Source organism: Achromobacter kerstersii (genome assembly GCF_902859595.1).
GTDB classification, from domain to species: domain Bacteria; phylum Pseudomonadota; class Gammaproteobacteria; order Burkholderiales; family Burkholderiaceae_B; genus Achromobacter; species Achromobacter kerstersii.
Window position 1 is genome coordinate 1,030,674 of the sequence record NZ_CADIJQ010000001.1, and the last position, 24,003, is coordinate 1,054,676.

The 24,003-nt window shown below is 62.4% G+C and carries 18 protein-coding genes; 13 read left to right on the forward strand and 5 right to left on the reverse strand.

Features of this window, described 5'->3' with window-relative positions:
* Positions 1-106: 106 nt before the first annotated feature.
* Positions 107-3,103, reverse strand: a complete 2,997-nt coding sequence (locus tag HV765_RS04545) for a GAF domain-containing protein (protein WP_175168952.1) — start codon at positions 3,101-3,103, stop codon at positions 107-109.
* A 72-nt stretch (positions 3,104-3,175) separates the two neighbouring features.
* Positions 3,176-3,889 carry a DUF2325 domain-containing protein gene (locus HV765_RS04550; protein WP_175168953.1) on the reverse strand — a complete coding sequence of 238 codons (714 nt, stop codon included), beginning with the start codon at positions 3,887-3,889 and terminating at the stop codon, positions 3,176-3,178.
* Between the two features lie 294 nt (positions 3,890-4,183).
* Here HV765_RS04550 and HV765_RS04555 point away from each other — a divergent pair, with 294 nt between their 5' ends.
* From HV765_RS04555 to HV765_RS04590, 8 genes are all read left to right on the forward strand, one after another.
* Positions 4,184-4,513, forward strand: a complete 330-nt coding sequence (locus HV765_RS04555) for a flagellar transcriptional regulator FlhD (protein WP_175168954.1) — start codon at positions 4,184-4,186, stop codon at positions 4,511-4,513.
* Positions 4,514-4,804: 291 nt separating this feature from the next.
* Complete coding sequence (locus HV765_RS04560; protein WP_054422131.1) at positions 4,805-5,323, forward strand: Hcp family type VI secretion system effector; 519 nt, start codon at positions 4,805-4,807, stop codon at positions 5,321-5,323.
* Between the two features lie 110 nt (positions 5,324-5,433).
* Entirely contained in the window at positions 5,434-7,557 is a 2,124-nt protein-coding gene (locus HV765_RS04565; RefSeq protein WP_175168955.1) for a type VI secretion system Vgr family protein, read from the forward strand.
* An 8-nt stretch (positions 7,558-7,565) separates the two neighbouring features.
* Complete coding sequence (locus tag HV765_RS04570; RefSeq protein ID WP_175168956.1) at positions 7,566-8,501, forward strand: hypothetical protein; 936 nt, start codon at positions 7,566-7,568, stop codon at positions 8,499-8,501.
* Entirely contained in the window at positions 8,498-11,293 is a 2,796-nt protein-coding gene (locus tag HV765_RS04575) for a toxin VasX (protein WP_175168957.1), read from the forward strand. The genes HV765_RS04570 and HV765_RS04575 overlap by 4 nt, the downstream gene beginning before the upstream one ends.
* On the forward strand, positions 11,287-12,333 hold the full coding sequence (locus HV765_RS04580) for a hypothetical protein (protein ID WP_175168958.1): 1,047 nt from the start codon (positions 11,287-11,289) through the stop codon (positions 12,331-12,333). Before HV765_RS04575 ends, HV765_RS04580 begins: the two co-directional genes overlap by 7 nt.
* A gap of 5 nt (positions 12,334-12,338) precedes the next feature.
* Complete coding sequence (locus HV765_RS04585) at positions 12,339-13,388, forward strand: hypothetical protein (protein ID WP_175168959.1); 1,050 nt, start codon at positions 12,339-12,341, stop codon at positions 13,386-13,388.
* Positions 13,339-14,442, forward strand: a complete 1,104-nt coding sequence (locus HV765_RS04590) for a hypothetical protein (RefSeq protein WP_175168960.1) — start codon at positions 13,339-13,341, stop codon at positions 14,440-14,442. Before HV765_RS04585 ends, HV765_RS04590 begins: the two co-directional genes overlap by 50 nt.
* On the opposite strand, the gene HV765_RS04595 is transcribed toward HV765_RS04590, so the two are convergent.
* On the reverse strand, positions 14,418-15,698 hold the full coding sequence (locus HV765_RS04595; protein ID WP_054422058.1) for an MFS transporter: 1,281 nt from the start codon (positions 15,696-15,698) through the stop codon (positions 14,418-14,420). The two genes, HV765_RS04590 and HV765_RS04595, sit on opposite strands and share 25 nt — an antisense overlap.
* A 105-nt stretch (positions 15,699-15,803) precedes the next feature.
* On the opposite strand from HV765_RS04595, the gene HV765_RS04600 reads away from it, so the two are divergent.
* Entirely contained in the window at positions 15,804-16,703 is a 900-nt protein-coding gene (locus HV765_RS04600) for a LysR family transcriptional regulator (RefSeq protein WP_175168961.1), read from the forward strand.
* A gap of 166 nt (positions 16,704-16,869) precedes the next feature.
* On the forward strand, positions 16,870-18,522 hold the full coding sequence (locus HV765_RS04605) for a mucoidy inhibitor MuiA family protein (RefSeq protein ID WP_254600446.1): 1,653 nt from the start codon (positions 16,870-16,872) through the stop codon (positions 18,520-18,522).
* An 80-nt stretch (positions 18,523-18,602) separates the two neighbouring features.
* Here the strand turns inward: HV765_RS04605 and HV765_RS04610 are convergent, their stop codons facing one another.
* The gene (locus HV765_RS04610; RefSeq protein WP_175168962.1) at positions 18,603-19,820 is read right to left on the reverse strand and encodes an EAL domain-containing response regulator; all 1,218 of its coding nucleotides are present in this window, start codon (positions 19,818-19,820) and stop codon (positions 18,603-18,605) included.
* Positions 19,821-20,105: 285 nt separating this feature from the next.
* Here HV765_RS04610 and HV765_RS04615 point away from each other — a divergent pair, with 285 nt between their 5' ends.
* Positions 20,106-21,239, forward strand: coding sequence for a 3-deoxy-7-phosphoheptulonate synthase (locus HV765_RS04615; protein ID WP_054422054.1), 1,134 nt, complete (start codon positions 20,106-20,108; stop codon positions 21,237-21,239).
* Between the two features lie 118 nt (positions 21,240-21,357).
* On the opposite strand, the gene HV765_RS04620 is transcribed toward HV765_RS04615, so the two are convergent.
* Positions 21,358-22,593, reverse strand: coding sequence for an NAD(P)/FAD-dependent oxidoreductase (locus tag HV765_RS04620; protein WP_175168963.1), 1,236 nt, complete (start codon positions 22,591-22,593; stop codon positions 21,358-21,360).
* 157 nt (positions 22,594-22,750) lie between these two features.
* On the opposite strand from HV765_RS04620, the gene HV765_RS04625 reads away from it, so the two are divergent.
* Entirely contained in the window at positions 22,751-23,350 is a 600-nt protein-coding gene (locus HV765_RS04625) for a GNAT family N-acetyltransferase (RefSeq protein WP_175168964.1), read from the forward strand.
* 123 nt (positions 23,351-23,473) lie between these two features.
* Positions 23,474-23,959: a hypothetical protein gene (locus HV765_RS04630; protein ID WP_054422425.1), complete on the forward strand. Its 486-nt coding sequence runs from the start codon at positions 23,474-23,476 to the stop codon at positions 23,957-23,959.
* Positions 23,960-24,003: the final 44 nt, after the last annotated feature.

Here is a 24,003-nt window from a genome sequence, read left to right on the forward strand (position 1 = left end):
TTTCCATTAAGCAAGCCCCGTTCCCGGACCTGCCGCCGGGAGTTCCGCCCCAGGAAACAGGCAGAGCAGCATGAACAGGTATTTTTTACCTGCCTTTGCAAGGCCGTCACCCCGCAGCGCCATCACCCTCGTTGGAATCCAGCATCCGCTGCACCCTTTCACCCAGCACGTCCAGCGAAAATGGCTTCACGATCAGCTCAAGTCCGCGTTCCAGGAAGCCGCCATCGCGGGCCGCGCTTTCTGCGTAGCCTGTCATCAACAGAACCTTCAGGCCAGGGTGCGCCGCCCGCGCGGCATCGGCCAATTGCCGGCCGTTCAGCGCAGGCAACCCGACATCGGTGACAAGCAAATCAATGTCGGCCGTGCCCAACACCAGTTCAAGTCCTGCTTCGCCGTCTGAGGCCGTCAGCACTTGCATGCCCAGCTCGGCCAGGCACTCGTGCACCATCTCGCGCACGTTGTCGTCATCTTCCACCACCACCACCAGCGACTGCCGCCCCACGCCTGCGGTCTGCGGCGTGGACGGTTCAGACAACTGTGCGGCATCCGGCGCGCCGTCGAACCTGGGCAAAAGCAGCCTGACGGTGGTGCCTTGGCCCACCGCGCTTTCCAGCGTGGCCATGCCGCCGGCCTGCTTGGCAAAGCCGTAGATCATTGACAAGCCCAGGCCCGTGCCCTCGCCCAGTGGCTTGGTGGTGAAGAAGGGGTCGAAGGCGTGGGCCAGCACGTCTGGCGGCATCCCGCAGCCAACGTCGGTGACCGACACCTCGACGAAGTCGCCCGATTTCACGCCGGGATAAGGGCGCAACGCCACCCCATCCAAGGGTTTGTTCAATGCCGATACCGTCAGCGCGCCACCGTTGGGCATGGCGTCGCAGGCGTTGATGACCAGATTCAGCACCGCATTTTCAAATTGGTTCCTGTCGCAACGCACCGTCCAAAGCGTGGGTTCCAAATTGAATAGCAGGCGCACCCGCTCGCCGGTGTAGCGATGGAAAAGATCCGCCATGGATTGCAGCGTCGAGGCTACGCTGAACGGCTTCGGGTCGATGGGTTGGCGGCGCGAAAACGTCAATAGCCGCTGCGTCAGATGCGCGGCGCGGTTCGCCGAATCCATGGCCACATTGATGAAGCGTTGCGCCTGCTCCGGCGTGCCAGCGGCCAGCTTGCGCTGGATCAGGTACAGGGCGCCCGTGATGCCCTGAAGCATGTTGTTGAAGTCATGCGCGATACCGCCCGTCAAGCGGCCCACCGCTTCCATCTTTTGCGATTGACGCAGCGCCTGTTCGGTTTCGCGCAGGGTCTCGGCCTGCACTTTCAAATCGGTATCGTCCCGGCCGGTCATGTACAAGCTGTCTTGCGACCACGACATGCTCCACGTAATCCAGCGGTAGCTGCCATCGCGTTTCAGCAACCGGTTTTCCATGTGCCTGACGGCTTGGGCCGGGTTACCCCGCGAAGCTTGCGCAATGGCGTTGCGCGTGGCGGCCTGATCATCGGGGTGGATCACTTCGGCCAAGCCCATGGACAGGAACTGTTCCGGCGTCCAGCCAAGAATCGGGCGCACAGCCGGGTTGACGCTGACAAAACGCTCGGTGCCATCGACGACGGCAAGCAGCTCAGGAGACAAGCGCCAGATCCGATCTCGTTCGGCGATGGCATTTTCCACGCGCTGCTCAAGCATGCGCGCATACTGCGAACGCTCGACGGCGTCGCACAGCCGCTCGGACACCTCTTCAATGAACGCAATGTCACCGGCCTTGAGCCGGCTGTTGACCAGCGGGCGAACCAGCAGCGCACCCCCCTGCCGGCCCCATCGGCGCATCGGCACCACGATCGCAGACGGGCGGACCTCCCCGCCCGGCTCCGCCACCAGCGGTTGCAGATACGCCGTGCGCCCCTTGCGGAGCGCCTCAGTAAAATCGCTGCCCAATTTTTCGGGCGCCAGGGCTTGCTGCCCCGCCAAGTCCGCTTCCGAACGCCACGAAGTCGACACGGTGGCCGGCTCGGCGTCACCCGACCAGTCCAGCACGGCGACCATGCCCAGCGCCAGATGCTGGCCCAGGCCCTCGCAGGCGGCCTGTTCAATCTCTTCCTGAAAATGCAGTTCGCGCATGCGGTCGCCCAGCGCCAGCAGGAAATTCTTGCGATGCTGCCCTTCCCACAGCTCGGTCTCGGCCGCCTTGCGCGCGGTAACGTCCAGGAACAGAGCCATCATGCGATCGGGCCCATCCTTGCGCGCACGCGCTTCATACCACGACTCTTTCGGCGCGGGCACGGCAAATTCAAACTGCGTCGGCTCGCCCGTTTCAACGACCTGCGCGAAGGCGTCCATGATCTGTCCGGGCACACCGGGAATCATCTCGCGCAAGGTGTGGCCCAGCGTGTCGCCCTCTTTCATGCCGGTCTGCCGTTCAAAGGCGGGGTTCACCTCCAGAAAACGAAAGTCCACAATGCGGCCGTCTTCATCGCGCAGGGCCTCGCTAAGAAAAAACGCTTCCTGCATGCCATCGAACATGGCCCGCCAGCGTTCCCCGCTGCTGCGTAACGCCTCTTCCGTCAGATGGCGCTCGATGGCCAGCGCCGCGCTGCGGGTCACCAGCGCAATCGCGTCGATGTCGTAGGCCGAGGGTGAGCGCACCGCGCTGTAGTAGTTCGAGAACACGCCCAACAAGCGGCCGTCCGGCGCTTTGATCGGGGTGGACCAGCAGGCCCGCAATCCATGCGCCAAGGCCAAGTCACGCCAGCGCGCCCAATCGGGGTGCGATGCGATGTCGTCCACATAAACGGGGCTGCCGGTGTAAGCGGCCGTACCCCAAGATGCGATATTTGGCCCGATAGGCGTGCGTTGCACCGCTTCGCTGAACTCCGCCGGCAGGCTGGGCGCGGCGCCATGAAGCAGGAACGTTCCGGTTTCATCGATCAGGGCGATGGCGGCGCGCAGTTCAACGCTGGACTGGGCCTCAATGGCATTCAACACATGTTCAAGCACGTGCGCCAGCGGCATGCCGGCGGCAATGCGCTGCAACATGATGCGCTCATCTTCCAGACGCGCAAGCGTGTCCGTCCAGGGAAGCGCCACGCGGTCCCGCTTTTTCAACATGTCTGCCCCTTTGCCAACGTCTACTGTATTGCGGGGGGACGCCATGATGCGGAAACGCAAGGTAACGCGACGCTACCGTTCCTGCTCGGCTTCCAGACGCAAGGCGTTCAGGGCTTCCGGCTTGTCCACCAGCACGCATTGCTTGCCGGTGCGCGTGCAATGGTCTTTGACGCGCCAGTAAGCGCCATGGCTGACGCATCCCGTCTGGCAGATGACCAGATCGGCCTGGACAAGGCTGGCTTCCAGGGTGGCGCCGTCCAGATCATCGCCACCACTATGGCCAAGGTAGCGGCCCCCCGCCATTTCAACGACCTTGCGCGTCAGCATCAACGCCATCGCATCTTCGCCTACGCAGAGTACGGATTTTTCGCGTAACGCCACTGCCGCCACCGTGGCCCCCGACGCGCGGGCGGCCGGAGTGTCCGCAAGGGTCGTCGTGGGCTTGGCGCGCGCCTGGCTGATCCAGTCCTGCCATGCGAGCCGTTCGCGCATCAGCGTCTGAACACGTTCCACCAGTTGGGCCACGCGGCGCGACAACGCGACGCGTTTGGGCAAGCCGGGAATCGACGCTTCCAACGCGGCACGGTCAGCGCGCGACCACGCCAACGCGGTGTCCCTGACGATAAGCGCCGCGCGCAAGCGCATTGTTTCCGCTTCCAGGTGCACGATTCGAGCCGCCTGCGCGCTCAGCAACTGGCTGCAATGCGCCTGCGCATGGCCATATGCGGCAAGCAGCGCGGCATGCTCGCGTTGCAACGTCTGGCTGTCTTGGAAAGAGGATGTCATCGCGCGCCTTGGGTTGAAACGAGAAACCGCACGCCGTCATTCTTCGGCGCGCGCCACTTGGCATGCGCCGAATTATAAATGAGAATGCTTCGTTTTTAGAATATGTAGATATGTCGGCGCGCCGTACAGGGAAATCCATTACTGACGCGTCAGAGTCGCTTAAATATGATCGACAAACCATATCGGCACGCAAGCCCGTCTCGGGCTTGAAATAGACGTTCCCCTGAGGACGCCACGCGCCATTCCGCCTTGGCCGCGGCCATGTTGTGGAATCAACGAAGTCTGGGGTGCCCGATGCCGAGATCCACCGAACTTCTGCGCGATATCCACGAAACCAATCTGATGTACCTGCTGCTATTGCAGCGCTTGGCGCGCTCGGGCGAGGCCGGCGCTATGGCGGGGGTGCCGCTGTCGCCTGAGGCCTGTCTGTGGCTGGCGGCGTTGCAGCCCGAGGCGCTGGTGAAGTTGGCGCAGAACAGCGTGTTGCTGGCGCAACTGAATCTGGCGCCGCATCTGCTTCTGACGGCGCTTAGCCAGGGCATTGACACCACATTGACCGCACGCGCTCGTACCGAATTGCCCGACGGGCTATCTACCCCGGCGGCTTCCCTGGGCCAGATTTGACTCGGTCGGGCCAGTTTTGGCCCGCCCCAAGTTATTGATTCATAAGCACTTATTTTTATTCGGGTCAAATGTGGCCTGATTTTCGGTCCAAAACCCGCTATTCGCGGGTTTTTTTGCGATTTCGTTTTTTCGTAATCGTCCTAAATCCCTTTCAACCCATTGATTTAATTGATATTTTTTTGACTCCGTAGCACCTGGCACGGATGTTGCATATGTCCTCGTAGCGCCTCCTTCGGGAAGCATCCCGGCCTTGAACGGCCATTCATTACTACGACGACAACGGAGTCTGTCATGCCTACCCCCGCCTACATCAGCATTTCCGGCAAAACCCAAGGCAACCTCACCGAAGGCGCCTTCACCGCTGATTCGGTCGGCAACGTCTATGTAGAAGGTCACGAGGACCAAATCCTGGTCCAGGAAATCGAGCACCGCGTCAACACCCCGACCGACCCGCAAAGCGGTCAGCCGTCGGGTCAGCGCGTGCACAAGCCCTTCACGTTTACCAGCGCGTTGAACAAGGCCACGCCGCTGCTGTATCAAGCCCTGGCCTCCGGCGAAATGCTGCCCGAAGTGGAAGTGAAGTGGTACCGCACTTCTATCGACGGCAAGCAGGAACACTTCTTCACCACCGCCCTGGAAGACGCCACGATCGTGGACATCACCAGCGTGCTCCCGCACGCGCAAGACCCCAGCAAGGCGGAATTCACGCAACTGATCAAGGTAGCCATGGCCTACCGCAAGATCACGTGGACGCATGAGATCGCCGGCACGGAAGCCTCGGACGACTGGCGCAAACCGCTGGAAAGCTAAGGCATGCCGCCGCGGCTGCGAATGGGCGCAGCCGCGGTTTTTCATGCGGCGCTCCTGCCTGTTGATTTGCACGGTTCGTCCGCACACTTCGTTCGTCCTGAGAGGCCTTGATGTCCCGCCAATCCGATTTGCGCTTCACCTTCACGCCCTCTGGCCGCGGTCTGGACTTCGACGTCATCGAATTCACGCTGGACGAGGCGCTGTCCGAGACCTATCGGCTGGAGCTCGACCTATCCAGCTTCAACCCCGCCATCGACTTCGGCGCCATGCTGGATGAACCCGCGTTGTTCACGATTTGGCGCGGCGATCAGGCGGTGCGCCATGTGCATGGCATCGTGACGGCCTTTCAACAAGGCGACACCGGCTTTCGGCGCACTCGCTACCGTGCCGTGGTCGAGCCATCGCTTGCGCGCGCGGCGTTGTGTTCAGACTGGCGCGTGTTTCAGCAGCTGTCCGTGCCAGAGATTTTGGCTGATGTATTGAAGCGCCATGGCATCACCGACTACGAACAGGTCACCACGAACGAGCACTTGCCACGGGAATATTGTGTGCAGGCCGGCGAGACCGATCTGGCATTTCTGAACCGACTGGCCGCCGAAGAAGGCTATTTCCATCGCTACGAACATACCGAGAAAAGCCATCGGCTGATTCACGGCGACCGCATCTACATCCACGGCGAAATCGCTGGCGGCCCGGTCGTATACGTGCCGCTTGCAGGCGGCGACCCGGCTCAGCCCGCGCTGCATCGTTTCACCTATACCGAGCAGCTGCGCACCGCCCGCCAGACCCAGCGCGACTACACCTACACGCACCCGCAGTACGAACAAGAGCACACGCACGTCGCGTCAGACTTGCAACACCAAGACCGCCGCTACGAACGCTACGACTATCCCGGCCGCTACAAGCGCGACGAAGCCGGCAAGCCCTTCACGCAAAGCCGCTTGCTGGGCCTGCGCCGCGATGCGCGCATGGCGCAAGTGGAAGGCGACGATGCGCGCTTGATACCCGGCGTGGCGTTTGACCTGACCGGACATCCGCGTGACGACTGGAACCACGGCTGGCGGCCCGTGCGCATGCGCCATCACGGCGTGCAGCACACCAGCCAGGAAGAAGACAGCGCGGGCGCAGAATACGGCACGCGCTATCACTACACGGCCGATATCGTGCCCGACAAAGTCGATTGGAAGCCCGAACCCAGCCGCAAACCGCTGGTCGATGGCCCCCAGATCGCCAGCGTGGTCGGCCCCCCCAACGAAGAGATCTACTGCGACGCCTACGGCCGCGTCAAAGTTCAATTCCCGTGGGACCGCCTGGGCCAGCACAACGAACACAGCTCCTGCTGGATACGCGTGTCACAAAACTGGGCGGGCGCGGGCTGGGGCCACATGGCCATTCCGCGTATCGGGCAGGAAGTCATCGTCAGCTTTCTGGATGGCGATAGTTCGCAGCCGATCATCACGGGCCGCACGCACCGGTCGATCAACCCACCGCCGTATGAACTGCCGCGTCACAAAACGCGCATGACGATCAAAAGCCAGACGCATAAAGGCGATGGCTATAACGAGCTGCGTTTTGAAGACGAACGGGACCAGGAAGAAATCTACGTTCATGCCCAGAAAGACCAGAACATCCATGTGAACCACAACGAAACCACCTTCGTCGGCCATGACCGCAGCGAACAGGTGGAGCACGACGAGACCATCGTGATTGGCCACGATCGCAAGGAGACGGTGGGTAACGACGAACAAGTGAACATCGGGCACGACCGGCGTCACGACATCGGCCAGGATGATTTTCTGACGATCGGGCGTAATCACACGGTGATGACGGGCAAGGACCGGACGGAAGACGTCGGCAACAACCGGCGTGACAAGACCGCGGCGAACCACTGGATTGAAACCGGTGGGAATGTGGAACACACGGTGCAGGGGCATCATCAGCTGCATGCGGGTCAGCGGATTGCGCGTAAGACGGTGGTGTATGAATTGCAGTCCGCCCAGCGCGCCGTCATCAAGGGGCCGGGCGGGACGATCACGATTGATGGCGGCGGCATCACGATTGAAGCCGTCGCCATCAAATTCAAAGGGCCAATCAGCCAGCAATCAGGCGGAGCCAGCGCGCCATCCATGGCAGGCGCGCCAAACCCCGGCCTTGCCATGGATAAGCTCTGCGCCATGCGCCCAGATGGCAGTTGCCCGCGCGTGCCCTGCCCCTGCGGCATGGGGGCCGCATGATGCCGGCCATGACGTCGCATCCGGGATGGCCACGCCGCATCGTGCAGCCCGCGCAAGCGCCCAGCGTCGAGACATTGGCGGGTTCGGGCCAAGGGTGGCTGTGGCTGGATGGTGCGCAGGACGCTGATCTCGAAGAAAAGGTGGTGGCGTTGACGCCCGGATTTGATCACCACTGGTTATGGCGCGACACCGCGTGGGCCTATTCGTCCCCCGGTTACCGCCACGGGCCGCTGCTGACGCGGGTCAATGCCGATCTGCTGCAACGGTTTGTTGAGGACTGGGCACCGCGGCAAATGGGAGTACTGATCTTTGCGCCCGATGATGCTCACGCCAGCCCCCACCTGCAAGCGTTGCACCAGATGCTTGCGCCTGACGGCCTGCCCCTGCGCTTCAACCTGACCGCCACCCGCCAGCTGGAAGAGCTATGCGAGGGGCTGGCGCCGCACCGGCTGGCTGAATGGTTCGGCCCGATTCGCGGCGTGATCTGGCGCACGGCCGACGCGGACGGCGCGCAATGGCTGCGCATTGACCTCCCGGATTCTGATGCTGCCGCGTCGATGTCCGGCTATGAGGATATCTACACCCTGCACGAGGCCGACGAAGACGCGATCAACCAGGCGAGCTTTGAATGGTTCATGCGCGAAACCGTCCGGCGCACCCTTCCCCCAGACTTCGCGACGACCGATCCCGCGGCGCACGCCAAGTTGCTGCGTCAATTCTCCATCTTCGCGACCGAGGCAGGCCAGATCGGGCTGGTCATCGAACGCGACGTGCGCCACTACATCGGGCTGCGGCTGCGCTTTCCCCAACAGCCTTTCGAGAAGGACACCGAGTTGCGCACGATCTTGGCGCAGCAAACGGTTCCCGGCCTGCAACGCCTGCATCACGCGGAACAGCGCCTGAATCAGATTCACGCCGTCTCGGCATCAGGACTTGCAACATGACCCACACGTTTCCGGCCTGCCCCAAGGCGCTGCAACCGCCCCACCCCAGCGCCAAGCAATTAGGCAAAGCCATTTCCCCGCCGCCCTGCGAACGGGGCACCCCGCTGTATCCCTTGCGGTATGGCATCACGGACAAGCCCGTTAACGCGGAGATCTTTCCCACACTGACCGCCGCGCTTTACCCCAAACTTGTCGATGGCAAGACATATGGATTGCGCGTGCTGCGTCCGCGCAGCTATGTGTATCTTTTCTTTAGGCAGCACGGGCGCATGTGGACGCGTCATTACCAGGTCACCGACAACATCCGCTTCGCGCCCATCTGGTGGACCGAGGCCGACTACGCCGCCGACGTGCCCGGGCGCGCACAAGCCCCCGACGAAGCCGGCGCGGCGCGCTTTCTGCTGGTGCCGCCCGACGTGGAAGATGACACCGTGCATGTGCGGATCACCGACACGATCCTCAGCCACGCGGCGCTGTGGCGCATCGAGAACGACACCGCAGGATGGCGCAGCCTGCTATCCACTCCGGTGAATTTGGAGCAAGTGGCGCAAGCCAACGTCTTCCCGGCGTCGCTGCTGACCCAAGTGCCGGAATTGGCGCCAGCTCCACAAAACGAACCCAAACCGTATTCGTGGAGCGAAAGCCAGCCGGACACCGACGGCTTTCAATCCATCCTGAACGCCATGAGCGCCGCCGCCCGGCCCCGCAGTGACCTGGTTCCCAAAGCCGTGGCCGTTCATGACCTGGCGGGCCTGCTCAGCGAGCTCAATGTGCTGGTGGGCAGCCGTCTGGATCAGCTTCAAACCTATAGCGCCGACGCCGCGCGCAAGCTCCGCGTATCGAAAATGATCGACGAACTTGGTAGCCTGAAACGACGCGAGGCCGAGCTTTACTCGGAAAAGAATGACGTCATTCGCAGCGCGATACCTGTTAATGACAACGGAGGCAGCGGCAGGGCTGCGCGCGAGAGGTCCTACCAGGCCGGCTTGGCCGCCGAACGCAAGCGTCTTGCCTATGCCCGCAACACGGAGCGCAAGCGGTTTGAAGACGCGCATCCAGAAAAACTCAAGCACCACATCGACGCCGTCACCCGCGCCGCTACCGACCTGTGGACAGTGTTCAACGACCAACGCGAGCAGTTCGACAGGATCATCGCTACCCACGCGCCGGACACGATCGGCCATCTAGATCTGCGTTGCCTGGTCGGCCACACCCTTCCCGCGCTCATCCATTGCAAGGCCGGCAACGATTACCTGCTTGAACAGGTTGGCCCCGCCGGCCCCACCGGCCTGCTGGGAAAAGCCGTCTTCGGTACACCCCAAGTTATCAGCTACGCCGAACTCAGCGCGGGCCCCATCCGACAAGCCTCCAACGCCGCGCTGGCCGCCCTGCAAAAAGTCCTGGAAGCGCTGCCCGCCGACGGCGCATCCCATCAGCTGAGCGTCATGCTGGGCGCGCTGGTCGCCCAAGGCCAACTCAGATCCCCCGGCGCGTTCTGGACCAGCGTGTACCGCCCCATCATGGAGGTGCTGGACGGCGCCCTCGCCCGCGCACATGACGTTCCCCTGTCCGACGTCGGCAACTGGGTGCGCGACCAAATGGGCCTGAAAGGCGTCAACGGCTTCCGCCCGAAAACCGTGGACCGGGCGGCCCATACGCTTGTCACGCTTTACGACACGCAGGAAGTACAGGAAAAACTCGCCCAAGTCAGAACGCTGCCGCAGCGTATTCGCTTCTGGCACAACGTCCAGCTGTCGCTGGGTGGCGTCGCGGTGTTTGCCACGGTGTACAGCGCGGGCGAAGCGTTCCGGGCGCTGGGGAAAGAAGACGGGTTGACGCTGGGGAATGCGCTGAATGCAACCGGGCGAGTGCTGGGCGTCAGCGCAGCCGGGATGGCGATGACGCGGATGCACTTTGAGAAACAGCGGGATTTGGCGAAGTTGCGGGGCGATTCCGGTGCCGCCGCGGCTTATCGCGACCTCGCAAGCACTTGGGAGTTACGAGTAATTGCAGCAGCAGCCGTGGCTGCTCTTGCCATTGGAGCCAAGGACTGGTGGCATGCTGCGATAAAAGAAACGGGAGAGACGGCCGGCATTAGTTTCCTCAGTGGATCGGTGCAGATCACAGCTGGCGGCCTTGGGATGTTGCATCTGGCGGGAAAAAGCAAAGCGCCCTTCCTTCAGCGATGGGACCGGGCAAACTCTCGAGTGTTGAAAGGTGGCGCAAATATTGCTCGGATAGGAGCGGGCCAGATTGGCTGGATTCTCCTCGCAGCGGAAGCACTCTACATAATTCTTCAAAACCATCATCAAACCGTTGCTAACGAGGCAAAGATCACGACATGGATTGCACGCAGCATTTGGGGCATCCAGGGTAATCACGCCCCATTCGCCAGTGATGAAGAAGAACTCCACGAGTTCCACCGCCTATTTCAAGAACCGACCATCGAATCGGAGGCCGACATCTTCGGAATCGCTCGCAGCCTTGCGGCGATTAATTTGATCACCAGCGTAGTCGGACTTCCCGAAGTTGCTCGAACCATCACGGTCCGTCTTCCGGGATGGCAGCCGCAGATCAGCCACTACACGATCACTCAACATCAAGCCGCGAGTGCGGGAGACTTCATCGGAACGACCAAGCACTACGAAGATCCAAAATTGGTCTCTGTTGAGAATGGCGTCGGCATCATCCACATCACGACGAATACGCTGATCGGGAAAACCAACGTGGAGTACCGACCCAACGGTTTCACGGACGCCGACTTCGTGATGCAAGAGAGCCAGCTGTGGTGAAGAAACTTCGCGACGTTGATCCTGCGACGGTTCCCGACGCCAAGGCGGAGTTCATCCGGCAATGCGCAGCGCTGGACGAGCGTATCGATCATGCTGCTTTGCCCGATATCACCTATGCCATGGAGCCCGCACAAGTTTGGCTCGACGACGACGTGTCTGATCCTGAGCAATTTAACAACCGCTACATCGAACCCCGGCTCGAAGGTCAAATCACATTCTTGATGCAGGTGTCCACGCTAGGCGTTCCCTTCTCATTGATCATCGTCTTCGTATTGGCCCCGCTCTTCGGCGAGTTTCATATAAAGGGGGCCGTTATCTGCATCCCCTTTTTCTTCTTTGCATGGTTCTTCCTTTGGATGGGTACAGAAATGGCCCAATCGCGGGTTCGATTCAATCGTCAAGCGCAGGTCGTGCATGTGAGCTACGGAAAGGCTGTCTTGCATTTGCCGTGGCGCGATGTCAGGCCGTACACCGAATTTGGACATGACTATCGCCTTCGACTGTATTTTCCCGTGCCATATCTCGCGATGATGCAGCTCCCCTTTCAAGACCCAGAACGCGTCAGAAGAAGTAAGGCGCCATTTTGCCTCGGCGGCGACTTCGACAAATACGACCATCTGTTCTTCGACAAGAACCTTCAACGTCTGGAGTTCATCCGCCGCTATATGGAACACGGCCTAGACGCGATCCAGCCAAACCCCAGGTGGGTCAAAGAAGGATTAGTCGACAAGCCCACCGGTGACAATCCAGTCGTTCGAACAGGCAAGCTCAGCGACATCTTCCTTATCTGGGATATTTGCTTCAACCTCATCAGCCTCAAACCCCTGCTAGACCGCTGGATCAAGCACAAAGCCAACTCATTCCGCTGGCCCGAAGAAGTCGAGCGCCTATGCGCGCCCGGCGCTGACCTGTCCGCCTACGACACCCGCCCCGTCAAATCCAGCACCCGCTATTTCTACCGGTACGTCGGCATGGACAAGGGCGTGATCTTTGTCGACCATCGAGGCCGGCAGGTTCAGCCGCGCAGCAGCGGGGCTTAAGCAGCATGGCCACCAAGCCACTCCGCATCATCGACCCTGCTACCGTCCCCGACGCCAAGGTGGAATTCATCCGCCAATGCGCTGCACTTGACGCGCGTATCGATCACGCCGCCTTGCCGGATATCACCTACGCCATGGAGCCAGACACAGTCTGCTTTTTTGACGATGTATCGAACACTGAGCAATTCAACGATCGCTACTTAGAACCAAGAGTGGAAGGCGAGATCACATTCTTGATGCAGGTGTCTACGCTAGGCGCCCCGATGTCTATATTGATAGTGTTCGTGATGGCTCCATTGTTTGGTGAGTTCCACCTAAGTGGAGTGCTCTTTTGCGTCCCATTTTTTCTCATTGCCTGGTTCTTTCTTTATATGGGAACAGCCATGGCGCAAACCCGCGTTCGGTTCAATCGCCAAGCACAACTGGTGCATGTAACTTACGGCAAGGCCGTCGTGCATGTCCCCTGGCGCGACGTCAGATCCTACACGGAGTTCGGTCACGACTATCGATTGCGGCTGTGCTTCCCTGTGCCCTACGTAGAACTCATGAGCCAGCCCGATTTAGACCCAGAACGCGTGAGAAAAAGGAAACTGCCATTTATTGTCGGCGGAGATTTCGACGCGCACGACCACTTATCCCTGGACGGCAACCTTACCCGTCTGGAATTCATCCGCCGCTATATGGAACACGGGCTGGAGGCCATTCAACCCAAACCCGAATGGGTCAACGAAGGATTGACCCGCAAGCCGACGGGCGATGTCGAGTTGATGAACTTGGGGGGGCTTAACAACATCGTGATCGTGTTCCTTTTCTTCTTCAACCTCATCAGCCTCAAACCCCTCCTAGACCGCTGGATCAAGCACAAAGCCAATTCCTTCCGCTGGCCCGAAGAAGTCGAACGCCTATGCGCGCCCGGCGCTGACCTGTCCGCCTACGACACCCGCCCCGTCAAATCCAGCACCCGCTATTTCTACCGGTACGTCGGCATGGACAAGGGCGTGATCTTTGTCGACCATCGCGGCCGGCAGGTGCAGCCGCGCAGCAGCGGAGCTTGAGCAGCATATGGCCACCAAGCCACTCCGCATCATCGACCCTGCTACCGTCCCCGACGGCAAGGTCGAGTTCATCCGCCAATGCGCTGCACTTGACGAGCGTACCGATCACGCCGCCTTGCCGGATATCACCTACGCCATGGAACCAGACACAGTCTGCTTTTTTGATGATGTATCGGACCCGGCCCAATTCAACGATCGCTATATAGAACCCCGAGTGGAAGGCCAGATCACGTTCCTGATGCAATTGTCCACACTGGGTGTCCCGATGTCTCTGCTGATCGTCTTTGTCATGGCACCCTTGTTTGGGGAGTTCCACATCAGGGGCGCATTGATTTGCATCCCATTTTTTCTCATGGCCTGGTTCTTTCTTTGGATGGGAACGGGAATGGCTCAAAGCCGAATTCGGTTCAATCGGCAAGCCCAGCTGGTGCACGTGACCTACGGCGATTACGTCGTTCATGTCCCTTGGCGCGATGTCAGGCCATACACCGAGATCGGTCATGACTATCGCTTGCGTCTGTACTTTCCTGTTCCGTATGCCGAAATCATGAGCCAACCTGATTTGGACCCCGAGCGCGTAAGGACAAGGAAAGTGCCGTTTATTGTCGGAGGAGATTTCGACGCGCACGACCACTCCCTGGACGGCAACCTTACCCGCCTGGAATTCATCCGCCGCTACATGGAACACGGGCTGGACGCCATTCAACCCAAACCCGAATGGGTCAAAGAAGGATTGGTCGATAAACCCACCGGAGACCATCCAGTCGTTCGAACAGGCAAGCTCAGCGACATCTTCCTTATCTGGGATATCTGCTTCAACCTCATCAGCTTCAAACCCCTCCTAGACCGCTGGATCAAGCACAAAGCCAATTCCTTCCGCTGGCCCGAAGAAGTCGAACGCCTATGCGCGCCTGGCGCTGACCTGTCCGCCTACGACACCCGCCCCGTCAAATCCAGCATCCGCTACTTCTACCGCTACGTCGGCATGGACAAGGGCGTGATCTTTGTCGATCATCGCGGCCGGCAGGTTCAGCCGCGCAGTACCGCGGGATGATTGGAATCGGCACCGCGAACCCCGCCCGTGCGCCACACGAGCCCCGCGCTGATGACCAGCGCCAGCGTCAGCAGCCCGCCCGCCATCGCGGCGACGCCCGGCCATTGGCTTGCGGCCCAGAAGTGGCCGCCCCAGGCGCCCAGCACGCTGGAACCCACGTAGTACACCAGCAGGTACAGCGATGCGCCCAGTGCCTTGTAGCCGCGCGCCATCTGGCCGACCCAGCCGCTGGCTACGGCGTGCGCCGCGAAGAAGCCGAAGGTGAACAGCACGATGCCGGCGATCAGCACTCCAAGGGAATCGGACAAGGTCAGCAGCAAGCCCGCCAGCGCCAGGCCGGTGGCGGCGGACAGCATGGGGCCGCGGCCGTGGCGGTCGGCGAGCCGGCCGAAGAACGTCGAGGCGAAGATGCCCACCAGGTACACCACAAAGATGAAGCCGATAAACGTTTGGCTGAGCGAGAACGGCGGCAACAGCAGGCGAAAGCCCACGTAGTTGTAGACCGTGACGAAGGCGCCCATGAGCAGGCCGCCCATCGCAAACAAGGCGCACAGCGGACCATTTTTCATGTGGGTGCCGACACCGGCGCGCATGTCGCCCAACACGCCCGCCCAACCCCGGCCGCGTTGCGGCGTGAAGCGGCGCGACGCGGGCAGCAGCCACACGAACAGCACCGCCGCCACGATACCCAGCACGCCCAACGTGCCCATTGCCGCGCGCCAGCCAAAGTGGTCAGACACCAAGCCCGTGATCACGCGGCCAGACAAGCCGCCGAACGCGCTGCCGCTGATATACAGGCCCATGACGAAGCCCAGCGTGTCCGGCTCGACTTCTTCAGCCAGGTAGGCCATGGCGACGGCGGGTACGCCGCCCATCGCTACGCCCTGCAAGGCGCGCAGCGCCAGCAGGCTGTGCCAGTCGGGCGCCACGGCGGCGATGGTGCCAAGCACGGCCGACGCGAAGAGTGACAGCGCCATGATGCGTTTGCGCGGCAAGGCTTGCGAAAACAGGCCCACAAAGAAGATTGCGATGGCCAACAGGCCCGTGCATAGCGACAAAACCAGGCTGCTTTGCGCGGGCGATACGCCGAACGCGCCGGTGAACATCGGCATCAGCGGCTGCACGCAATACAACAAGGAGAAGGTGGAAAAGCCGGCGGCGAACAAGGCCCATTGGGCGCGGCGCAGCCCAGGCGTGCCGCGCGCCAGGTATTCGGGCGATGCAGCGGTGGAGGAACTGGCAGAGGGGGTAGACATCAGGGTTCTCGAATGACAACGGGCATGTAGCCCGTGCAGTAAAAGTAGACTTTTCCCCTGCATATGTCCAATATATGAAACCCACCCTGCCTATATTTAAAAACGATGGAACTCCGCCACCTGCGCTATTTCACGGCCGTTGCCGAAGAGCTGCATTTCACGCGGGCGGCGGCGCGGCTGGGGATCGGGCAACCGCCGCTTAGCCAGCAGATTCAGCAGCTGGAACGCGAGATCGGCACGCCTCTGTTTCTGCGGCTGCCGCGCGGCATCGCGTTGACGGAAGCCGGCGCGCAGTTTCTGGAAGACGCGCGCGCCATTCTGGCCAGCGCGGATCGGGCCGTCGACACCGCCCGCCGCCTGGGGCGTGGCGAGCGCGGCGCCATCACCGTCGGCTTTACCGCGTCGGCCGTGTTCCACCCTTACCTGCCGCGCGCCATTCGCGCCTATCGCGACCGCTATCCCGATGTCCGCGTCACGCTCACCGAAAGCAACACCATTTCACTGCTGCGCGGCCTGCGGCTGGGCGAAGTGGATGTCGCGTTTGTGCGGCCCCCCTATTTGCTGGACCCGGAGTTTGAATCCGAACGCGTCCTGGACGAACCCATGCTCGTCGCCCTGCCCCCGGACCACCCCTTGAGCCGGCGCCGCAGCGTGCCGATCGCGGCGCTGGCGGACGAGGATTTCGTGTTGTACCCGCGCCCCATTGGTGCAGGGCTGTACGACGCCATCCAATCCGCTTGCCAGCGGGCGGGCTTTGCGCCGCGCGTCATACAAGAGGCGCCGCAAATGGCGTCAATTGTTAGTTTGGTGGCCGCGGGCGTGGGCATTTCGGTGGTGCCGGCCGCGATGCGGCACATGGGTGCGGAAGGCATCGAATACCGGCCCATCAAGGGCGACGCGCCGCACGCGTTGCTGGACATGGCGTATCGCCGGCACGACCGCTCGATCGCGGCCATCAACGCCGTCGACATGCTCCGCCGGCTGGCGCATCCGGAGCGCAATTGAGTGCAAGCAAAATTGGGGCGGTATTGCCCTGTCGCGTTTGTCACTTCCTGTAAACCCGCTGAACGCACGGCGGAGTAAATTGGCGCGCTATTGGCGATCCGTCCCTGACAACCGGCACGGATGTCGCGGACCAACTCAACGAATCAACCTTCCTAAAGGTGACCTAGTGCGACGTACCCTCCTGGCCTTGGCCATCGCAACGATTCCTGGCCTGGGCGCGGCGGCCGGGCTGGCCTCTTCCATTGGCGCGGTGACGGTCTACCAGGACCGCGCCGTGGTGACGCGCACCGCCACCAGTGACCTTACTGCTGGCGAACATGAACTGGTGCTGGAGAACCTGCCCGCCACGCTGCAAGAGAATTCCTTGCAGGTCTCGGCCAAGAGCACCGGCCAGGCGGCGCTGCTTGACGTCAAGGTGCGCGATGCGTTTCTAGCCGACACCCCGAACGAGCGCGTACGGACGCTGCAGGAACAGGTGCGCAAGCTGGAAGGCCAGTTGGCCGAGCTGGACGATGAAGCCACCGTGCTGGACAACCAGCGTGAACTGGTTCTGATGATGCAGCGTGGCGCCACCGAGCCGTCCAAAGACGGTGCGCGCCTGACGCTAGACGAACTCAAAGCCATTCAGACGCTTAGCGCCGACACCCTGAGCAAGACGCTGGCCAGCTTGCGCCAGGTGGCCGAGCGCAAAGCCGTGATGGAACGCGAGCTGAACGCCTTGCAGAGCCAGCTGAATGTCGTGCAGGGGCAATTGAGCCGCCGCACGAAAACGGTCACGCTGCGCGTGAACCTGGCGCGCGCGGGCAAGGTGGATCTGGCCGTGTCGTACGCCGTGGGCGGCGCTCGTTGGACACCGGCCTACGATGCCCGCCTGCGCCCCGCCGACCGCAATGTCGATCTGGGCTATTTTGGTGTGATTCGTCAGAACACCGGCGAAGACTGGAACAACGTGAAGCTCACGCTGTCCACCGCGCGGCCCGCGCTGGGCGGCGGCGCACCGGCGCTGCAACCGTGGATCATTGACGTGGCGCCCCCGCCCGCGCCGCCGCCACCTCCCCGTCCGGTCGCCGCACCCGCCCCCTCCGTGGCGGGCGAAATGATGCAAAAGCGCATGCGCCCCGCGCCGCAGGCCTATGCGGATGCCGCCATGGCTGAACCCGCGGCCGAGGCGATTGAGGTCACGACATCCCAATTGCAGAACGATGCCACCAGCGCGTCGTTCCAGATCCGGAACCCGGCGACCCTGCCCTCGGACAACACGTCGCAACGCGTCGCGATCGCCAGCGCCAAGCTGCCGGCGACGTTGCAGTACCAGGCCTCGCCAGGCCTGCGTGAAGCGGTTTTCCTGACCGCTCAGGCCAGCAACAACACCGACTTTCCCTTCCTGCCCGGCCCCTTGAACACGTTCCTGGACGACGCGTTCGTGGCTTCAAGCGCCATGAAAGCCGTGATGCCGGGCGAAAAGGTCGAGCTGGCGCTGGGTGCGGACGACGGCATTTCGATCAAGCGCCAGCTGGTCAACCGCTTTACGGAAAGCACGGGCTTTTCGGGTGGCGGAAAACGCGTGACTTACGAATACAAGATCACCGTGAAGAACAACAAGGCGACCAAGGAACAGGTGTCGTTCAAGGATCGCCTGCCCGTCTCTCGCAACGAGAAGATCGTGGTCAAGCTGCTGTCGCCCGCCGACCGCGACGTCAAGCGCGAAGAAGACGGCAAGCTCGTCTGGGAATGGGAAATGGAGCCGGGCAAGTCCCGCGAAACCGTCCTGAAGTTCTCGATCGACTACCCGGGCGATATCGACGTTTCGGGCATCTGAGTCCCGCCCTTCAGGGGCGGCACGCAATAAGGCGGCCAAATTCTGGCCGCCTTATTGCATTCTGGCCGCCTTGTTGCTTTTCAATGGCTGCGGCAGAAATCGATGAAGGCGTCGGCCTCCAGCGGCAGGCACAGCCCGTACCCCTGGGCCACGTCGCAACCCAGCTCACGCAGCAGTTGCAGGTCGCGTTCTTGTTCGACCCCTTCGGCGACCACGCGCCGGCCTAGTACGCGGCCCATTTCGATGGCGGCCGCCACCACCGCGCGCGACGCCGCTTCACGGTGCATGTGCACGATAAAATCCCGGTCGATCTTCAGTTCAGTGAATGGCATGGCCGAGAACAGGCGCATCGACGCGATGCCGGCGCCGAAGTCATCCATGGCCAGTTCAAAGCCCCGCACCCGCAACAGATTCAGCACGGACGACAGCGCCAGCCAGTCATTGACGGGCTCGTCTTCGGTCAGTTCGATCTTTACCAGCCTGGCGGGCAGGCCGGCCTGCGCGACCCGCTTTTCAAGCAGCGCCGCCATGTCGCGCGAGCACAGCGTGGAGGACGACGCATTGATGGCGATTGGCACGGCGATGTCCTCGTCGTGCATGCGCTGCAACACTTCAATAACGCGATCTGTCACCCGCAGGAACAACACCCGGTCCATGCCCAGACGATGCGCGGCCGGCACGAAGTCGGCTGCGGCAATGGGGCCGAGCGTGGGATGGTCCCAGCGCGACAGCGCTTCGGCCGCCAAGACCTCGCCCGTTGACAGGCTCATTTGGGGTTGCAGCACCACGCTCATGCCCTCGCCGGTGATCAGCGCCCGCCCCAATTCCGCTTCGATCACTTCGCGCCGGACCGACTGCTGGCGCGGCGAGGCCACGTCTTCCGCGGCCAGCGCAACCTTGATGGCCTGCTGCATGGCCGTGCGCGAAACCGGTTTGGACAGCGCCTGCGCCGATGGGCAACCGGCCTGCAACGCCAGCCTGACGTGGGACTCCAGCAATTCGTCGGCCAAACTGCTGATCCAGATGATGGGCGGCATGCTTTTCACGCGGCCCACGTCCACCAGCCGGCGCAATTCATTGGGCAGGTGCGTGCCATCGCCGTCACTCATGACGATGTCGCTGATCACCAGATCATAGAATTGCCGCCCCAGCGCGCTGACGGCTTCCGTGCTGCTGCCCACGCCCGCCACGCGCCGATAGCCCAACGCCAGCAGCATGTTCTGCAGATATGCGCGTTCGACGGGGTGATCTTCGACCAGAAGAATCCGTCGGGTGCCTCCGGCTTCGGTTTTAGGCATTACGTTCCGTCCTAGCTTATAGGGCGGGGCCTCTGCAGGCAGCCGCTTGAACTTTCCGGACTCAATCCTACGGCATCCGCGTCGACTCTGTCGTGATTGGAAAAGGGTTAATGCAATTTCCGGGCCGATAGGCGTAGGTTTGGGACCGACTTCCCGCCATCGGCGCGGCCCGTTGTCCGAAGGCAGCGCACCGGCTTCCTCCGGACGGACGCCGCCTTCCGGCGCGCGCGTCGCCCGCCAGTGCGATAATGGACGTCTTTTAGCATCTACGGCACGGAGCATCCCTTGACCCGCATTGACGACCCCCAGCACGACCGCGAGGTCGGCACGGCCGACTCGACCCAGGACAACACGCGCACCGACGACACCCGCATCAGCGCCGTGCGTCCGTTGATTTCGCCCGCGTTGCTGCAGGACGAGCTGCCCGTTTCCCCCGCCATCCAGACGCTCGTCGAGCAAAGCCGCGCCGAAATCGCCGACGTGCTGCACGGCCGTGACGACCGCCTGCTGATCGTCGTGGGCCCCTGCTCCATTCACGACCATGGCCAAGCCATGGATTACGCCCGCCAATTGCGCGCCGCCGTGGACCAGCACAAGAAAGACCTGCTGATCGTCATGCGCGTGTATTTCGAAAAGCCGCGCACCACCGTGGGCTGGAAGGGCTACATCAATGACCCGCGCCTGGATGGCAGCTTCCGCATCAACGAAGGCCTGCGCCGCGCCCGTGAACTGCTGCTGGACATTAGCGGCCTGGGCCTGCCGATTGCCACCGAATTCCTGGACTTGCTCAGCCCGCAGTACATCGCTGACCTGATCGCCTGGGGCGCCATCGGCGCGCGCACCACCGAAAGCCCCAGCCACCGCCAACTGAGCTCTGGCTTGAGCTGCCCGCTGGGCTTCAAGAACGGCACCGACGGCGGCGTGCAGATTGCAGCCGACGCCATGGTCGCCGCCAGCGCCAAGCATGCGTTCATGGGCATGACCAAGATGGGCATGGCCGCCATTTTCGAAACGCGCGGCAACCAGGACACGCACGTGATCCTGCGCGGCGGCAAGCAAGGCCCGAACTACGACGCCGCCAGCGTGGACGCCTGTTGCGCCGCGCTGCGGGCAGCCGGCCAGCGTGAACAGGTCATGATCGACTGCTCGCACGCCAACTCCAACAAGTCCCACTTGCGCCAGATTGATGTGGCCAACGATATCGCCGCGCAGCTCGCCCAGGGCGACGCCCGCATCACCGGCGTCATGATCGAAAGCCATCTTGAAGAAGGCCGCCAGGACTTGAAGCCGGGCCAGCCGCTGCGCCGTGGCGTGTCGATCACCGACGCTTGCCTGGGCTGGTCCCAGACCGAGCCCGTGCTGGACACGCTGGCGCTGGCCGTGCGTCAGCGCCGCGAAAAGGCGGCGGCGTCGCGTTAATGGCATTGCGGCCCCGGGTTTCCGCCCGGGGTTGCAGCTGCGGGGTACCGCCTCGGGGTACCGCCGCGGGTTGCCGCCGCGAGGTACCGCTCCGGTGCCCCCCGCCTTGGCGGTGCTACTAGCGGCGTAGCGCGTAAGGCGCCGGGTCCATATCCGGCGCCTGCCCCGTGATCAAGCTGGCCATCAGCTTGCCGGTCACCGGCCCCAGCGTGAAGCCATGGTGCGCGTGGCCGAACGCCATCCACAAGCCCGGATGCTTGGGCGCAGGCCCGATGACGGGGCGCATGTCGGGCATGCATGGCCGGCACCCCATCCACGGTTCTTTTTCCACGGCCGCCCCCAGCGGCAGCAACTGGCCTGCCAACGCGCGCGTGCGTTGGATCTGGATCGGTGACGGCGGCGCATCGCGGGACGCGAACTCGGCGCCCGTCGTCAACCGCACGCCCAACGTCATCGGCGTCACCACGAAACCGCTATCGATATCCGCCACGGGGTGCGACAAGGTCGCGCCGTCTTCCAGCGCGTAGTGCTGGTGATAACCGCGCTTGACCGCCATCGGAATGCGGTAGCCCAGCGGGCGCAACAGGTCGGCCGACCACGGCCCTAGCGCCACGACCACATCGCGGGCGTCGACCATCCCCTGTACGCTTTGCACCTGCCAGCCCTTGCCCGCCGCCTTCAAACTGCGGGCGTCGCCCCGCACCAATTGGCCGCCGCGCTTCTGGAACAGGGCGGCATAGCCCCGCGTTACCGCGCCGGGATCAGACACATTCACCGGGTCCAACCAATGCACCGCGCCCACCATGCGCGATGACAGCGACGGCTCAAGCGCCGTCAACGCCTGGCGATCCAGCACGCGATAGTTCAGGCCGTAGGGCGACAGGGCTTCGGCTTCGGCAATGGCGCGCGTCATGCCGGCGTCGGTGCGGGCGCCATCGATCCAGCCATTGCGGCGAAACAGGTGGGTGATGTTGGCGTCGTCTTTAAGCGCGTCATGCTCGGCCACGCTGCGTTCGATCAGCGGCAGCATGGCGTCCGCCGCACGCGCCAGCCGGGTGGGCGATGAATGCCACCAGTAGCGCAGCAGCCACGGCGCAATGCGGGGCAGAAAGCGGGGGTGATAGCTCACGTCCGGCGTGTTGTTGCGCGCATAGCGCCACAGGCTGCGCCAGTCACGCGGAAAGGCGTACGGAATGACGCTGGCCCGTTCGATCAGGCCCGCATTGCCGTAGCTGGTTTCTTCACCGGGGCCGCGCCGGTCCAGCAGCACCACGGAACGGCCGCGCGCCTGCAAATGCAGCGCCGTACTCACGCCCACGATGCCCGCGCCTAGAACCACAACGTCTGTTTTCATGCGCCAAATTCTGCGCCAGCCCCACGTGTTCGGCAAGACATTGCGCGCGTAGAATTCGCCATGGCTTTGCATGCTTCATTGTCTATGCCTTAGCGCCATTCCCTAGCGCTATTCCCTAGCGCCAAGACCGCCCCCGGACCCGCATCAGGACCGCACCATGCCCCTTCCCCCTTTGCAGCCCGTCACGCTTCACGGCGACATCGTGCGCCTGGAACCCATGGCCCTGCATCATGCCGATGCGCTGGCGGCGGTGGGCCTGCATCCTGAGCTTTGGCGATTGCAGCCCGAGCCCGTCGCCACGCCGGACGACATGCGGCGTTATGTGGAACGGGCGCTGGCCGGCTGGCGCGACGGGGCCTGTCTGCCCTTTGTCATCGTGCAGCAAAGCACCGGCCAGATCATAGGCGCCACGCGCTATATGGATATTGCGCTGGCGCACAAACGGCTGGAGATCGGCGCGACGTGGCTGACGCCCGCCTGCCACCGTTCGGGCGCCAACTCGGAAGCAAAATTCCTGTTATTGCAGCACGCCTTTGAAACAATTGGTATCATGCGCGTGGTCTTCAAAACGGAATTGAGCAACACGCAGTCGCGGCAGGCCATCCTGCGCATCGGCGGCATCGAAGAAGGCGTGTTTCGCAAGCATCTGATCGCGCAATCGGGGCGCGCCCGCGACATGGTCTATTTCGCCATCCTGGATGACGACTGGCCGTCCGTCAAAGCGCGTCTGATGGCGCGGATGCACCGCTCGTCGTAAACCGCGCGCATTGTTCTTTTCACAGGCGGTTCCGCATTTCTGCAAGCGGCGCCGTCGATGCAGTACCGCAGCACCGGTGGATCATCGGACGCCATTGTCCGCCCCGCCTTTTTCAAGTCAGGTATGGATAGTTCTCCCCTCCTCCCGGCCGCCGGCGCCAAGTCCCGGCACAGCATTTTTATCTACACGGAAGAACAGCGGGGCAACCAGCTGGTCGAATCCCTTGTCATCGGCATGCTGTCGGACATATCGGGTTCCGACAAACTTGTCGTGGCGCAAGACCCGCATAGCGGCCTGAAGTTCATCTATCGCGTCGACCATGAAAGCAGCAATCTGGATGCTGCCGCCATCACCGAACACGAGCCAGATGCGTTCAACGGCAAGACGTCCGTGCAGATCAACGCCATGTCGTACCGTTTGGGCACGGCGGAGAACGCGATGAAATTGCTGCGGGGCAAAACGCAGTGGATTCAGGACAAGGGCGCCGTGCTGTCCGTCCTGCTGCAGAACGCGGCGGCGCGCAAGACGCGCTTCGCCTCGGCGCGCATCGAACGCGACCGCATGCGCAAGGTGCCACAAGGGGTGCCAGTGGAATACCTGCCTACATAAATCGGATGGCGCCAGTGGAGTGAGTTTTATCCACAATTTCTGTG